The sequence below is a fragment of the Vagococcus hydrophili genome, from assembly GCF_011304195.1.
In the GTDB taxonomy this organism is placed as follows: domain Bacteria; phylum Bacillota; class Bacilli; order Lactobacillales; family Vagococcaceae; genus Vagococcus; species Vagococcus hydrophili.
The window spans coordinates 1,258,429-1,273,630 of record NZ_CP049887.1 but is presented as its reverse complement, the minus strand read 5'-3'; the positions used below and the strand labels follow the sequence as shown (position 1 = coordinate 1,273,630).

At 36.2% G+C, this 15,202-nt stretch carries 11 protein-coding genes; 2 read left to right on the top strand and 9 right to left on the bottom strand.

Going from position 1 to position 15,202, the window contains the following annotated elements:
* The first annotated feature begins 10 nt into the window (after positions 1-10).
* On the top strand, positions 11-976 hold the full coding sequence (trhO, locus tag G7082_RS06415) for an oxygen-dependent tRNA uridine(34) hydroxylase TrhO (protein WP_166034295.1): 966 nt from the start codon (positions 11-13) through the stop codon (positions 974-976).
* 153 nt (positions 977-1,129) lie between these two features.
* On the top strand, positions 1,130-2,311 hold the full coding sequence (locus tag G7082_RS06410) for a cation:proton antiporter (protein WP_166034294.1): 1,182 nt from the start codon (positions 1,130-1,132) through the stop codon (positions 2,309-2,311).
* 21 nt (positions 2,312-2,332) lie between these two features.
* Here the strand turns inward: G7082_RS06410 and G7082_RS06405 are convergent, their stop codons facing one another.
* The 9 genes from G7082_RS06405 to G7082_RS06365 all read right to left on the bottom strand — a co-directional run bounded on the left by G7082_RS06405 (position 2,333) and on the right by G7082_RS06365 (position 15,187).
* Entirely contained in the window at positions 2,333-2,719 is a 387-nt protein-coding gene (locus tag G7082_RS06405) for a RidA family protein (protein ID WP_166034293.1), read from the bottom strand.
* A 75-nt stretch (positions 2,720-2,794) separates the two neighbouring features.
* On the bottom strand, positions 2,795-5,206 hold the full coding sequence (locus tag G7082_RS06400) for a coiled-coil domain-containing protein (RefSeq protein WP_166034292.1): 2,412 nt from the start codon (positions 5,204-5,206) through the stop codon (positions 2,795-2,797).
* A 403-nt stretch (positions 5,207-5,609) separates the two neighbouring features.
* Positions 5,610-7,364: a thiol reductant ABC exporter subunit CydC gene (gene cydC / locus G7082_RS06395; RefSeq protein WP_166034291.1), complete on the bottom strand. Its 1,755-nt coding sequence runs from the start codon at positions 7,362-7,364 to the stop codon at positions 5,610-5,612.
* Between the two features lies 1 nt (position 7,365).
* The gene (gene cydD / locus G7082_RS06390) at positions 7,366-9,090 is read right to left on the bottom strand and encodes a thiol reductant ABC exporter subunit CydD (protein ID WP_166034290.1); all 1,725 of its coding nucleotides are present in this window, start codon (positions 9,088-9,090) and stop codon (positions 7,366-7,368) included.
* Positions 9,091-9,111: 21 nt separating this feature from the next.
* Positions 9,112-10,128 carry a cytochrome d ubiquinol oxidase subunit II gene (gene cydB / locus G7082_RS06385; protein WP_166034289.1) on the bottom strand — a complete coding sequence of 339 codons (1,017 nt, stop codon included), beginning with the start codon at positions 10,126-10,128 and terminating at the stop codon, positions 9,112-9,114.
* A 1-nt stretch (position 10,129) separates the two neighbouring features.
* A complete protein-coding gene (locus G7082_RS06380; RefSeq protein WP_166036030.1) occupies positions 10,130-11,539 on the bottom strand; it encodes a cytochrome ubiquinol oxidase subunit I in 1,410 nt (469 codons plus the stop codon).
* Between the two features lie 116 nt (positions 11,540-11,655).
* On the bottom strand, positions 11,656-13,002 hold the full coding sequence (gor, locus tag G7082_RS06375) for a glutathione-disulfide reductase (RefSeq protein WP_166034288.1): 1,347 nt from the start codon (positions 13,000-13,002) through the stop codon (positions 11,656-11,658).
* A gap of 11 nt (positions 13,003-13,013) precedes the next feature.
* On the bottom strand, positions 13,014-14,252 hold the full coding sequence (locus G7082_RS06370; RefSeq protein ID WP_166034287.1) for a peptidase U32 family protein: 1,239 nt from the start codon (positions 14,250-14,252) through the stop codon (positions 13,014-13,016).
* Between the two features lie 14 nt (positions 14,253-14,266).
* A complete protein-coding gene (locus tag G7082_RS06365) occupies positions 14,267-15,187 on the bottom strand; it encodes a peptidase U32 family protein (RefSeq protein ID WP_166034286.1) in 921 nt (306 codons plus the stop codon).
* Between the last annotated feature and the right edge of the window lie 15 nt (positions 15,188-15,202).

Genomic DNA, 15,202 nt, shown 5'->3' with positions numbered 1-15,202 from the left:
GGAATTGACTTTGTCAAAATATCAAGTTTTATTATATTATTTATACGTTCCAATAGAAGATCCAGAACAATTCGCAGCTGAACATTTAGCCTTTTGTAAATCACTGAACTTAAAAGGTCGAATTTTAGTTGCCAATGAAGGCATTAACGGAACTTTATCTGGATTAACTGAAGACACTCAAAAATACATGGAACACATGCACGCTGATGAGCGCTTTAAAGATACTTTCTTTAAAATGGATCCAGCAGAAGAACAATCATTTAAAAAAATGTTTGTTAGACCACGTCCAGAGCTTGTTTCTTTATCATTAGAAGATGATATCAACCCCTTAGAGTTAACCGGTGCTTACCTTTCTCCAATTGAATTTAAAGAGGCTATTCTAGATGAAGACACAGTAGTCATTGACGCTCGTAACGACTATGAATATGACTTAGGTCACTTTAAAGGCGCTGTTCGTCCAGATATCCGTTCATTTAGAGAATTACCTCAATGGATTCGTGATAACAAAGAAGAATTTATGGACAAACGCGTCGTTACTTACTGTACAGGTGGGATTCGCTGTGAGAAATTCTCTGGTTGGTTAGTCCGAGAAGGCTTTAAAGATGTAGGACAACTTCACGGTGGGATTGCTACTTATGGTCGCGACCCTGAAGTTCAAGGGGAACTATGGGACGGCGCAATGTATGTCTTTGATGAGCGTATTAGTGTCCCAATTAATCATGTAAATCCTGTTGTCGTGGGACGTGATTGGTTTGACGGCACACCTTCTGAGCGTTATGTTAACTGTGGAAATCCAGAGTGTAACCGTCAGATTTTATGTTCTGAAGAAAATGAAGACAAATACGTTCGTGGTTGTTCTCATGAATGCCGTGTTCACGACAGAAATCGCTATATTGATGAAAATAATCTAACAAATGACGAGTGGAAAACACGAATCGAAGCTTTAGGTGAAGAATTTATTTTTGTCGTTAAGTAACAAAATATTTGAAAATATCATGAAACTGTGTCAGAATAATAGACATAGAACAATTCAAGGTTGGGCGTATGCTTCAAGGAAATCTCTTTCAGGGCGGGAAGAGGTTCCTTGGCATGCGTCTTTTTTTGGAAATTTTTTAAAGGGGGAAACACTATGTTAATGGAATTATTAATCTCGTTAATCTTAATTATTATCGGAACAAAACTAGCTGGTCATTTATGCCAAAAAATTGGTATTCCTGCTGTTATCGGTGAATTGCTTACTGGGGTGATCTTAGGCCCTGCACTTTTAGGCTTAGTTTTACATACTGAAGCTATTTCACTCTTTGCTGAAATCGGGGTGATTCTACTCATGTTTTTAGCTGGTTTAGAAAGCGATTTGGAAAAACTCAAAAAATACCTAAAACCATCTGTTATGGTCGCTTTATTTGGGATTTTACTTCCTATGCTTTTCTTAAGCGGTGCTGCGCATCTCTTTGATATTCCTTGGAAAGAAGCTTTATTCTTAGGGGTAATTTTTAGTGCCACTTCGGTGAGTATTTCCGTTCAAGTATTAAAAGAATACAACCGTTTAGATACAGCAGAAGGTTCTGTCACTCTTGGAGCGGCCGTAGTGGATGATATCGCCGTTGTTTTAATTGTTAGTATCTTTAGCGCTGTTTTAAGTTCAGGCTCTTCTGGTGGTAGTTCTATGGGTGTTGGTTTCATTTGGGACCTACTGGGAAGCAAAATTTTATTCTTCTTAGGATTATTCCTATTTGCTAAATTTATTTTGAACCCACTTTTAGCTTTAGTTAAAAAAATCGTTGCTGTGGAAGTGGAGACAGCATTCGGTTTAGTTTTATGTTTCTTGTTCGCTGTTCTTTCAGAAAAAGTAGGTATGAGTGATGTGATTGGGGCTTTCTTCATCGGTTTATTATTATCTAAACATGAAAGTAAACACCGCATTGAGCACAATGTTTCTGTGATTAGCTACTCTTTATTTATCCCAGTTTTCTTTGTCTCTATTGGTTTAGATATTGAATTATCAGCTTTCAAAGAGTACGCCTTACTAATTATTGTCTTCACTGTTTTAGCAACTTTAACTAAATTAATTGGTGGTTACGTGGGTGGGCGTTTAACTCATCTGGATAAAAATCAATCTTTAATTATTGGTGCTGGTATGGTATCACGTGGGGAAATGGCGTTGATTATTGTGAAGATGGGCGAATCCCTAGGCTTAATCAACGAAGGCTTATATTCTGCCATTGTTGTTGCGATTATCCTAACAACTCTCTTCTCACCATTATTAATTAAATATGCCATTGAAAAAGGCGAAAAAGGAACGACTGCTTAAAGCAGAGCGTTCCTTTTTTCTTTATTTACAAGCCACTACATCGATTTCAACCTTCAACTTCGGATTAGCTAAACCTTTAACGTATAAAAGTGTCATCGCCGTTTCTTCTTCTTTTAAAAACTCTTTCAATGCTTTCGTTCTTTCTTCTAGATCAATTTCCTCAACTAAATAAATAGTTAACTTTACTAAGTTTTTAACATCCATCTCAGCCATCAATAAATTAGATTTAATATTCTTTAAAGCAAGTTCAAATTGTTTGGATACTTCACTTGGAATATCTCCCTCTTTAGTCATGCCAATTTGACCAGATAGCGTTAGCCATTTTGGTTGATAACCCGAATTAATTACTTGATGAACATAAGGACCTACAGGAGGATGAATCGTAAATGGATTACTTGTCTTTTTCATTTTAAAACGTCCTTTCTTTGATAAAAAAAGCTTAAAGCAAAACACTTTCATGTCTCACTTTAAACTTTCTAATCTCTATTCGTAATCGTACTCATAATCATAACCATCGTAATCATAGTCATAATCAGCGTCTTCATCTTCACCTGATAAAACTTGTAAATGGCGGCTCATTAAAGCATAAGCTTTCATTTCATTGAAGAGACCTGCTTCAATTTTGTATTTAGGTGAGAATAATTTAGGTTTTTTCACATCTTCTTCGATTTTATTTTTCAGTTTGTTGTATTTTTTCATTTTTGGCGCTACGAATGTTTTGAAATCAGCATCTTCTGTTTTTTCAAATAAACGTTTCAAGCCATCAACGCGTTCTTCAACTTCTGCAAAATCTTTTTTAGAAACTTTTTCGATGTCTTCATCATCCGTATTATCTAATAATTCTTCTACATCTTCTTTGATTGTTTCGCCGTCATAGCTTAAAACGTCGTCTGAATCGTCGTCGTCATCATCATACTCATCATCATATTCGTCGTCATAGCCATACTCATCATCATAACCGTCGTAACCGTAATCGTAGTCATAATCAGAATCTGCTGTTTCTTCAACTTCTTCTTCATAAGCAATTTCTTTTTCAACTTTTGGTTCTGGTTTAACTACAGGTACTTCTAAACTTGCGACTTCATTGTCAATTTCTGCTTGAAGTGCGTTTTGCGTGCTACTTGTTTGCTCTAAAACAGCTTCTAAACTTGGTGCTGCTACTGGTACAACAGGTGCTACTGGAATAACCGGCGCCACAACGTGAGCTTCTCTTTGTTCCATACCTGCTAATTTAGTTTCTAACAATTGGTTATCTTGTAATAAGCGAGAAATTTCTTGTTCTAATTGAACCGAACGATCTCTTGCTGTTTTGTAATTAGTTTCTAGTAATTGATAATTTTCTTGCCAATTTTCTTGTGTGTCTTTTTGTGACATCATTAATTTATCAACTAAGTTTTGTTGTTGTTCTAAACGATCAGAAAGACGTTTGATTTCTTGCTCTTTGTTTCTAGCAAATTGATCTTTATCTAAACTTGCTTGTTGTAAGATACGCGCTGTTTCACGTTCTTCTTTAGCAACACGTTCTTCCCATTGACTAACGGCTCTTTGTTGTTCAAGTCCCGCTTGTTGTAAGTTTTGCTCTAAAACAACTAAACTATTTTTTAATTGAATCAGTTCATTTTGACGCTCTACTTCTAACTGGCGACTTGTATTATAAGCCACTGCTAATTCTTCTTTTTCTGAAGACAATGTTTGAAAACGTGTTTCCCATTCACGAGTTAACAATGAATTTTCTGTTTCTAAACGTTTCACATCATCACGGAATTTGTTTAGTTCACGGGTTGTTTCGATTAAATCTTGTTGTGTTTTATCTTCGAATACTTGATTTTCTTTAAGAACAGTACGTAATTCATCATTTTCATATTCCATACGTTGTAGTTTTTGTTTCAAGTCTTCTTGAATCGTTTCTTTTTCTAATGTTAATTGATGTAATTCACTCTTAACCGCTTGAACGATTTGTTTACCTTCTAGTTCACTGTTACGGTAATCAATTAAATCAGTTTTCAACATATCATTTTCTTGCAATAATTGCTCAATTTGCGTGTTATTAGCTGATCTTAATTGGTCATAATCAGCTTGTAAGCCATTAATATAATTTTCATTATCGCTAACAACTAATTGTAATTGTTGAATTTCACGTTGGCGTTCAAGTAAATCTTGTCCACTTTGACGCAAACGATAATTCACATCATCTAATTGCTCTTGTAATTGACGCGTACGTTCTTTTTCTTCAGCATTGTGTGATTTTTTACCGTCGTTCATTTCATTTAGAACACGTTGTTGGCGTTCCATTTGTAATTTTAACTCACCAATGTTTTCTTTTTGCGTTAATTCATCTGCTTTACTTTGTTGTAAAGCCATTTGTAATTCATTATTCTCTTTTTTAAGGTTGTTGAAACGTTCTCTTAAATCAAGCTCTGCACGACGTTGAACGCGGTCTGTATCGGTTGACTTAGCTGTCACTGATTGACTAAAACGTGGTGACTCTGCTATTTCTGGACGATCTGTTTCACTTTTTTCTGATACTTTTGCTAATTCCTTAACCAACATATCAGTCACTGTTTTTTTAATGTTTCTAATTTGTGTGTTTGAGAAAATATTTTTAGAATCAAATGTCACATAAATCTCAATTGATCCACGTGAAGAAACGTCTGAAAAAGCACGTTCGATTTTATAAAGAGGGAATGTTGTTTCCCACTCTCTAAATACGATGCTAGTTACGTCATCAATGTTTTTATTTGTTAATTTACGTTCTTTGTCAGACCATTTTAACAATAATTGATTTGTTACTTCACTTTTATTTTGTACTGGTACAAGAACTTGGCTTGTACTTGATGGTTTTTTAACCTCTTCTTGATATATCTGAACATCTATGTTTAATTCATTTGAAAACATAGATACTGTCCCCCTTTCAATGGTTAACTCTCTCCTGTATAGTTTCGTTTTTTTCTATACTGATCATATTAATATTACCCTTTTAATTAAGCTGTGTAAAGCTGTTTTAAACACAAATGATGAAAATACTCGGACAAGGAACCTAAAATTAATTGAATTCTCATTGCTTGTTTTTTTAAGAATCTTTTTTTGGTAAAAAAATTATCCCTACAGCACTTGCTGCAGAGATAATTTTAGTTGTATTCGTTAACCAATCAGAGCAAATCGCTCAAAACAACACCTTTATTTAGCGGGTTCTTTTGAGCTGCTCCTTCGGCTACTTCACCCTTCTTCTTCAAACTAAAAAGCAGTTTGAAAAGAAGGATTCCAGTAGCTCGGAGCAAATCGCTCAAAACAACACCTTTTATTCATACAAATCTAATTGGTATAATTCTTTGAATTTACTGTTCGTTGTTAGTAATTCTTTTTGCGTGCCTGACATGCTGATGTGTCCATTTTCTAAAAAGACAATTGAGTCAGCATAGTGAGTTCCCACTAAATGATGGGTAATCCATAAAACAGTTTTATCTTTTAACACATTAAAGACTGTTTCTAATAATTGTTTTTCCGTAATAGGATCTAATCCTATCGTTGGTTCATCAATAATAATAATCGGGGCATCTTGAAGTAAAATTCTGGCTAAGGCAATCCGTTGCTGTTCTCCACCTGAGAAACGTTTACCACTTTCCTCAACTAAAGTATCTAGTCCTAACGGTAATTTTTCGTAAACAGATTCTAAACCAGCTTGTTTTGCTGCTAACTCAATTTCCTCTTCTGTCGCTTCTAAATTACCCAAACGAATATTATTTCTAATCGATGTGTTAAAAATATGGGGACTTTGGTTTAGAACGCCAATTATTTCTGATTGTTGCTCTTTTAACTCAGAAGTCAAATAATCATTAATCAACACTTGCCCTTTTTCTGGAATAAGATCGCCTCTTAACAATTTAGAAAGAGTTGTCTTACCTACACCACTTTTCCCTAAAATAGCCGTCACTTTCCCTGTTGGAATAACTAAATTAAAGGACTCTAAAATCAATTTTTGATTTTCTTCATATCTAAAGTCAACATCCTTAAATTCAATCGACATGTCTTCAGTCAAAATATCTAATGGTTCGTGGTTCTCTTCTTGCACCTCAACACTTGGTAATTCAGACAAGCGTCTAACAGTGTCTTCATAAAGAGGCAATTCTTTCAAGGAATCACTCACAGGCGCAAAAGCGTCAATCAATGGGAAAAAGGCTAAAACAAAAGCTGCGATCCAGTTAAGGTATTTCACCTCCCCTGTTGCACCAAAGTAATTGCCGGCCCAAACGAATAGAACGATCACGATCAACCCAAAGATGACTTGTTTAAGTAGACTTTCACGTCTTGAATATTGCTTCATGACTTTGTCTTCCTTACGCACGTCTCCTTCTGCTTCATTATAGCCTGTTAAAAATTCTTGATAACGACCACTATATTGCCAATCACCAACTCCTAAAACAGCATCTGTTAATTGGTTATACAACACGTGTTTTTTCGCTTTTTGGCGGTAAACACGAGCGTTATTCACGAGAACTGACGTTAAAGGTAAGACAATCAAAATCACACCTATTAAAAGAAACATTAACAAAGCTAAAGGCAGTGAAAAGACACCTAAAGCAATCACAATCGCCACATATAAAATAATCGCCACAATCGCAGGGAAAATCGTTCTTAAGTACAGATTTTGAATATGCTCAATATCTTCAGCTAAAATCCCTAAGATATTACCTGTTTGGTATTCAGATTTCGATTTTGCTGCTCTTGTTTCCATAGATTGATACAATTTCAATCGGATATCCGAAGTCATTTTTAAAACCCAATTGTGGCTGCCTAGACGTTCCACATAACGTAAGGTCGGTCTAGCAATCCCAAAAGCACGGGTTAAAACAATCGGCACATACACCATTAAAATATTTTCAGGTTTCGCAGCTGAGCGACTAATTAAGTAACCAGAGGTAAACATTAAGGCTGATGCCGCAAAAAAAGTTAAAAAACCTAAAAATAAAACTAAAGCGAGTAAGCCTTTGTATTTCTTGAAAAAAGGGCGAACCCAGTGATCTTCTTTTGAAAGTAATAAATATTTCGTCTTCATATTACTCCCCTTTCAATTGCTCTACAAATTCACTGTAAGCACCATTTTTTTGACGTAGTTCTTCGTAAGTTCCCTGTTCAGTAATTTGCCCATCTTTCATGACAATAATATAATCCATCTCTTTCATCCAGTGCAGACGATGAGTGGCAAAAAAGACTAGCTTTTCTTCAAATAAAGGTAACATGGTTGCTTTTAACTCAGCTTCTGTTTCCACATCCAAATGAGCAGTCGGTTCATCAAATAGTAAAACTTGACGACCACTATCCAGAAAGGCACGAGCCAAGGCAACACGTTGTAATTGTCCCCCACTCAACATGTGAGCGGCATCTCCAATTACCGTTTCTAATCCTTCCGGCAACTCTTGAACCACTTCTAAAAGCCCTGCACGATCCACAGCAAGTAAAATATCACGCTCACTTGCTTCTGGGTCATAGAAACTAATATTTTCACGTAAGGTTGCATGGAAAATATAAGGATCTTGAGGCACGTAAAGTAATTGATCTTGCCATTCTTTCATTCGTAGATGGCTTGTTAACTGACCATTAATATCGATACTTGCCTGATCAGCCTCCAAAAAGCCACCTAAAGTTTTAATCAAGGTTGATTTTCCTGAACCAGATAAACCAACCACCCCAATTTTTCCATACCCTTGCCAAGAAAAATTAATATCCTCTAAGGTGTGACGCTCTGAAGTCTCATCATACTTAAGAGAAAGATCAGTCAATGTCACTTGATCTGAGTCACTCCACTTACCAACTGAAACTTCTTCTACTTCTTCAAACTCTTTTTTATCCAAGATTGAAAAAATCGACTTCAATGTGTTCCCACCATCAAGCGTTGCGTGATAGTCACTTGAAAAATCTCGTAAAGGTAAAAAGAAATCAGGAGCTAAAACCAGTGCTGTTAACGCTGGAAATAACAACATCTCCCCATTCATTAATTTAAAGCCTAAGAATACAGCCACAATCGCTACCGATAAGGTGGTAAAGAAATCCAAAGCAAACGTTGATAATATCGCAATTTTTAACGTGCTCATGGTTGCTTTTCGGTAGTCTTCACTAATGCCATAAACATTTTTTTCATATTTTTTGCTTAATCCTAAAAAATTAAGCGTTTCAAGACCTCTTAAAGAATCTAAGAAATGGTTACTAAGTAATTGATAGCCTTCATACTGACGATCAGCTTTGGCTCTAGCGGCATATCCCAAAATAATCATAAATAAAATGATAATTGGAAAAACTAACAATAAGATGACGCCTGAACGCACATCTTGCGTAAATACAAACAGTAAAATAACCCAAGGAATCACCATCATATTGGTAATTTTAGGTAAAATCAGCGTCAAATAATTTTCGATTTGACTCACACCTTCAATCGCCATGGTTACCATGTTCCCAGTTCCTTCTTTTTGAACAAAATTAGGACCTAAGCGAAACACTTTATCTAGCAACTGTTGTCTAACGATTTTGGCTTGTTCATAAGCATAGGTATCTAAGAAACGATCCCTAAAGAAATTGAGAACTTGTCTCAATAAGAAACAAATAAAAAAGATGCTCATTGGCTTGATTTGAGAAGAAACACTCTCCCCATTCCAAAGCTCACTAATCGCACTGGATAAAAAATAAGCCTGTCCGATAATTAATAAAGCTTGCAGAACACCAAGTCCTGCAAGCCCTATTAAGACAGACCTCATTTTATCAATACGAAATAAATTCTTATCAATCAAACTCGGCACGTCTCCTTCATATTAATAATTATCTAATACGTCAACTGACACACGTTTAGTAAATTGTTTGTACATCCAGATAATGTAAATTAAAACAATTGGTAATAAACAAGCTGTAACGATTGTCATTACTTTTAATGTATAAGGTGTACTTGAAGCATTTTCAATTAGTAAGTGGAATTTTGAATCGGTTGCTACCATTACTCGTGGGAATAATCCGTTGAATAAGAAAACAACAACCCCAACAAACACCAAACCAGTTGAAATAAATGAGAATCCTTCTTTATCTTTGTAAGTTCCATATGCTGCCATTGCTGCAAAGACAACGATTAAAACTAAGATAATTAATGAAGAAATCATTCTTTCTTTAAAGAAATCAGTATCGATAAATGAAAGAACTGCAAATGCTACTAAACCTGCAAATAATACTGGGTATAATTTTTTAGCTTGAGCGTTGGCACGTTCTCTAACTTTACCGTCAGTTTTTAAACGTAAGTAGTTTAAACCGTGTAAGTAAGAAATTAAAGTTACTGCCACACCACCAACGATAGAGAACAAGTTAACATAATCAGTGAAACCTGCGTTCATCACGTTTTTAGTTTCATCAAGAGGCATACCGCGAACTAAGTCCACAAACATCATACCTAAGAAGAAAGTTGTTAAAAAGCTACCAATACATAGTGTCCATTCCCAAAGATTACGTTCTCTGGCACTTTCAGAACTTGATCTAAATTTGAATGATACCCCGCGGATAATCAACCCAACTAAAACAAGTAATAAGAAAATATAAAAACCACTAAATAATGATGCGTACCATTCTGGGAATGAAGCAAACATTGCTCCCCCTGCTGTAATTAACCAAACCAAGTTTGATTCCCAAACAGGTCCAATGGTTTGAATAATTTGATCACGTTCGCGTTTGTTTTTAGCCAACGTTTTAACTGACATCCCAACACCTAAGTCAAAGCCTTCTAAGAAGAAGAAGCCTGTAAATAAAACACCAATTAAGAAGAACCACAATAATTGTAAGTTACTCATATTAGAATGCCTCCTTTGAAAACGGATCGATTGATTCTTTACGCGCTTCTGAAGGACTCACATAGTAAGGACCTTTTTTCAAGTAACGTTTTGAGTAAAGAACCATCACAAATCCTAAGAATAAGAATAAAAGGAAATAGACAATATTACTGAAGATTAATGATCCTTGAGTCACACTTGGTGAAACACTGTCTTCGATAGTAAATAATCCATAAACAGTCCAAGGTGCACGTCCCATTTCTGTAATAATCCAACCAGTTGAATTTGAAATGAATGGGAAGGCAATACCTGCCACAAATAATCCCATTAACCAGTTCATTTTTTGTAATTTATCATTTCTAAGTAAGAACAGACCAATAACAGCCATTAAAGCCATTAACGTTCCAAATCCTGCCATGAAACGGAAGCCCCAGAATAATGTTTTAACTGGTAAATAGTAATCCATTTCTTTACCGAATTTTTCGTCATGTTCTTTGTGTAGGTCTGCATTCACTGAATCCATCCCTTGGAATTTATCTTTTCCACCTAAAATACTTAACATCGCTGGTACTGCAATTTCCCAGTCTGTTTTTTGATTTTTAGTGTCAATTCCGGCAATGATGTTCCAAGGCGCTGAGTCCCCAGTCGTGTCATCATAGATACCTTCCATTGCTGCAAATTTCATTGGGTGGTCATTGGCAACAGCGTTCATTTGCGCATGTCCTGCACCCATTGTTAAGACTGAACCAATTAATCCGATAATTAAACCAAATTGCATTGATTTTTTGAAGAATTTTGTGTCTTGTTTTTTCATTAATTTCCAAGCTGAACAACCGGCGATAACAAAGCCACCTGTTACAAATGCTCCGAAAATAACGTGTGGGAATTCTAACCATAATTGGTGGTTTTTAAGTAATCCGAAGAAACTTGTTAATTCCGCTCTGTTTGTTGCTTCATTAATTTGATAAGCTACAGGATTTTGCATAAATGAGTTGGCTGCTAAAATCCATAATGCTGATAAAATCGTACCTAGTGATACTAACCAAATAAATGCTGCGTGTAATTTTTTATTGAATTTGTCCCAACCAAAGATCCATAATCCAATAAATGTTGATTCCATAAAGAATGCTAATAATGCCTCTACTGCAAGTGGTGCGCCAAAGATATCCCCCATAAAACGAGAATACTCAGACCAGTTCATCCCAAATTGGAATTCTTGGATAATCCCTGTTACAACCCCTACTGCAAAACTTAGTAAGAAAATATTTCCCCAGAATTTTGCCATATCTTTGTACATTTCATCTTTTTTCACAACGTATAATGTTTCTAAAATTGCAACAGAAAATGCCATACCAATAGATAATGGTACAAAGAAAAAGTGAAAGACGGTTGTCATCCCAAATTGGAATCTTGCTAATGTAACTAAATCCATCATGTTTATTGTCCTCCTTATTTATAATTATCACCCTATATTATACAACATATTTAATAGACATTCAAAGCAAACTTCGAATGTCTATAAAATGATAATCATTACATTTTATAAGCTTAGCGCATGGTTACAAATTCTTCTGCCCCAGTCGGGTGAATGGCTACAGTGTTATCAAAATCGGCTTTAGTTGCGCCCATTTTTATTGCCACGGCAAACCCTTGTAACATCTCATCAACACCTAGACCAAGTCCGTGTAATCCAATGACTTTTTCATCATCTCCTAAACAAACTAGCTTCATGTGACATTTTTCTCTAATTTCCGTGATTGCATACTGCATTGGTGTAAAGGTTGACGTATAAATTGTGATTTTTTCACCAGGATACATTTCACGTGCCTCTTTTTCGGTTAAACCAACTGTACCGATCGTTGGATGAGAGAAAACAACTGTCGGAACAGTTTCATAATCTAAGCGTGCTGTGGTTTGCCCGTTGAATAATCGTTCTGACAAACGACGTCCGGCGGCAATTGCCACTGGCGTTAAGTTGATTTTATCAATCACATCCCCCACAGCATAAATCCCTGTTTGAGTTGTATTTTGATAGTCATCCACTTTAATCGCTTTTTTATCAGTCAACTTCACTTGGGTATTTTCTAAACCAAGTTGATCTAGATTAGGAACTCTTCCAATCGCCCAAATAATTTCATCCACTTTAAGAGATTGACCATTTTCAAAGAATAACTCATAGCCTGAATCAGTCTGCTCCACTTTTTGTGGCACTGAATGAGCATGTAAATGAATCCCTTGTTTTTCATAACTTTCGGTTAAGCCTGAAATTACTAAATCATCAAACTCTCTTAAAAAACTTTCTTTTCTAAAAGCTAAGTGAGTGTCAGATCCTAAACCATTTAACACACCCGCAATTTCCACTGCAATATAACCAGCACCAACCACTGCCACTGATTTTGGCATCTCTGTTAATTCAAAGAAGCCATTTGAATCAATTCCGTACTCAGAACCAGGAATATTAGGTCTAATAATTTTACCACCTGTAGCGATTAAAATGTGTTTAGCTGTGTAGCTTTCCCCACCTACTTCAACGGTCTTTTCAGCCGTAAATTTAGCAAAGCCGTGAATAACCGTTACCCCATTACTTGCTAAACCTTTCATATATAAACCATGAAGACGCTCAATGTACGTTTGACGATTAGCCACTAATCTAGAGAAATCCACATCTTCGAGCGTTACATCAAAGCCATATTCTTTGGCTTGTTTTAACATCATCGAACGCATTTCAGAAGCTGACCACATCACCTTTTTAGGCACACAGCCAACATTGACACAGGTTCCTCCAATGTCTGATCCTTCTATTAATAAAACTTTCGCTCCGCGCATTCCGGCACGATTAGCAGAAGCAATCCCGCCACTACCGCCACCGATCACAATATAATCAAAAGACTCCATAACTACCATCCTTATTTTCGTTTTCGGATCATATCTCCTGGTTTCACTGGATTTTCTACTGGCATTTTCACGATCATCATAGCATTTGGTGCCTTTTCAATCGGTTCATCCAGTTCATTCCACATTTCTGTAATTATTTGATGGGAATGGGTAAAGCCAGGACCATAAAATTCAATATCATCATTGATTCTAAAATGATTCCGTTGTCTAATTGTAGCAATTTTTGTCTCTTCATCATAGGATAAGACCTCGCCAATAAATTTAAAGACAGGGATTTTACGACGTTTACCAAATAACTGCTCCTCGTCACTAGGTACTCCGTAATAAAAACCAGTCGCCAACTCACGCTGAGCCACTTTCCACAACTCGTCAATCCATTCTTGCTTACAAACATAATTCTCAGGATCTTCCATATAACTATCTACCGCTTTTTTATACACATTAGAAACCGTTGAAACATAATGAATCGACTTCATACGTCCTTCGATTTTTAAACTGTCCACACCATTTTGAACCAAATCAGGAATGTGCTCGATCATCGACATATCCACCGCACTCATTGAAAAAGGCTCTTCCACTTCTCCTGCATCAATTAATGATTGACGCTCTTTATCCAAATTCATCTCAAACAAATCATATTTCCAACGACAAGACTGAGAACAGCCTCCGCGGTTAGCATCTCGATGTGACATATGATTCGATAAGGTACAACGACCAGAATAAGAAATACACATCGCCCCGTGAATAAAAGCTTCAATTTCAATATCTGTATTCTCACGAATCGCTTTAACCTCTGCCATCGATACTTCACGTCCTAATACCACACGCTCCAAACCTTCATTTTTCCAAAATTCTAAGGTTTCAAAATTCGTCGCTGAAGATTGGGTTGATAAATGAACAGGTAAACCAGGTGCTTCAGTAATACAAATTTCAATCAAAGCCGGATCAGAAACAATCACCGCACTAATCCCAATGTCTCGTAATTCACAGAAAAATTCTCCCGCACCTTTTGCATCAAACTCATGAGTCACCATGTTGGCTGCCACATAAACTTTGGCATTATGCGCTTTTGCAAATGCCACACCTTCTGCCATTTCTTCATAAGTAAAGTTACCCGCACGACTTCTTAAACCATAAGCATTCCCACCAATATAAACTGCATCGGCTCCGTAACTAATCGCTGTTTTTAATTTTTCTAAGGTACCCGCTGGCGCTAGCACCTCGGGTCGTTTCAATTCTTTTGTCATCATTATCTATGGACTCCTTATTTAATATCGTCTGGATCAAAGTAATAAAAGCCAGCATCAAGCGTGCGTTCTTTAGGATGAGCTGCCATCACTAATTCCGTTAACCGTTTAGCTTCTGTTTCGTTCCATTTTCCGGCTTGAATCAATTCCTTAGCCTCTACAAAGTAAGAAACAATTTGAAGGTAAGCTTCTCCTTGTGTGTAAATACCGTCTAATTTCCAATGAGTTAAACCAATTTTTTCTAATTCACCTAACTCAGTCATTAAGTTCACATCATTGGTCGCAAAAATATGTGTGCCGTGTTCATCCTCATAAATCGAATAATGAGTTTCTTCGGCTTTAGGTTCAGAGATAAACAATTGACTTGTTTTGTCTGTATTTTTCTCTTGCTTGGTGAAATTAAAATAATTTTGAACCAAAGGACGTTTCGATTGATGGATACATGTAGCACCATACACAAGCATCTCTCCGAAAATATCCAGATTTCCTGATAAATCTACTAATTCCAAGTACGGAATTTCACGAGATAAGACAGCACCAATCGCGCCACGGTTTCCCCAAAAATTAATCTGACGAGAGCTTGTCACCATTGTTGCTGCATCGTAAACATAAGGAAGGTTGTAGCCATCACGTCTAATGACATGAATCACGCCAGGGTCTCCTACAACAATCTCATCGACTGATAAATTTTCTAAAAATCCTAAGTAATCAGGAATTAGTAACATCTTATCAGGATGCATGATCGCGTTGACTGCTATCCTTACCTTTTTCCCTTTTGAGTGTGCCAGGTTAACTAACTGCTTCATTTCTTCAATATTAAAGTGCGTTGGCAAGCGTAAACCAAATGTCGCATCCCCAAAATACAAATAATCAATATTTAAATCTACTAATTTTTCAGCTTGTTGAAAGGATTCAACGGTTGCTGTAATTTCTATCATGTTCTAATCTCCTTA

What these genes read in the sequence shown, in the direction of transcription:
- cydB (WP_166034289.1), bottom strand. Translation starts at nt 10,128, where the DNA reads ATGAGTAACTTACAATTATTGTGGTTCTTCTTAATTGGTGTTTTATTT.
- G7082_RS06365 (WP_166034286.1), bottom strand. Translation starts at nt 15,187, where the DNA reads ATGATAGAAATTACAGCAACCGTTGAATCCTTTCAACAAGCTGAAAAA.
- G7082_RS06405 (WP_166034293.1), bottom strand. Translation starts at nt 2,719, where the DNA reads ATGAAAAAGACAAGTAATCCATTTACGATTCATCCTCCTGTAGGTCCT.
- G7082_RS06410 (WP_166034294.1), top strand. Translation starts at nt 1,130, where the DNA reads ATGTTAATGGAATTATTAATCTCGTTAATCTTAATTATTATCGGAACA.
- G7082_RS06380 (WP_166036030.1), bottom strand. Translation starts at nt 11,539, where the DNA reads ATGGATTTAGTTACATTAGCAAGATTCCAATTTGGGATGACAACCGTC.
- gor (WP_166034288.1), bottom strand. Translation starts at nt 13,002, where the DNA reads ATGGAGTCTTTTGATTATATTGTGATCGGTGGCGGTAGTGGCGGGATT.
- G7082_RS06370 (WP_166034287.1), bottom strand. Translation starts at nt 14,252, where the DNA reads ATGATGACAAAAGAATTGAAACGACCCGAGGTGCTAGCGCCAGCGGGT.
- G7082_RS06400 (WP_166034292.1), bottom strand. Translation starts at nt 5,206, where the DNA reads ATGTTTTCAAATGAATTAAACATAGATGTTCAGATATATCAAGAAGAG.
- cydC (WP_166034291.1), bottom strand. Translation starts at nt 7,364, where the DNA reads ATGAAGACGAAATATTTATTACTTTCAAAAGAAGATCACTGGGTTCGC.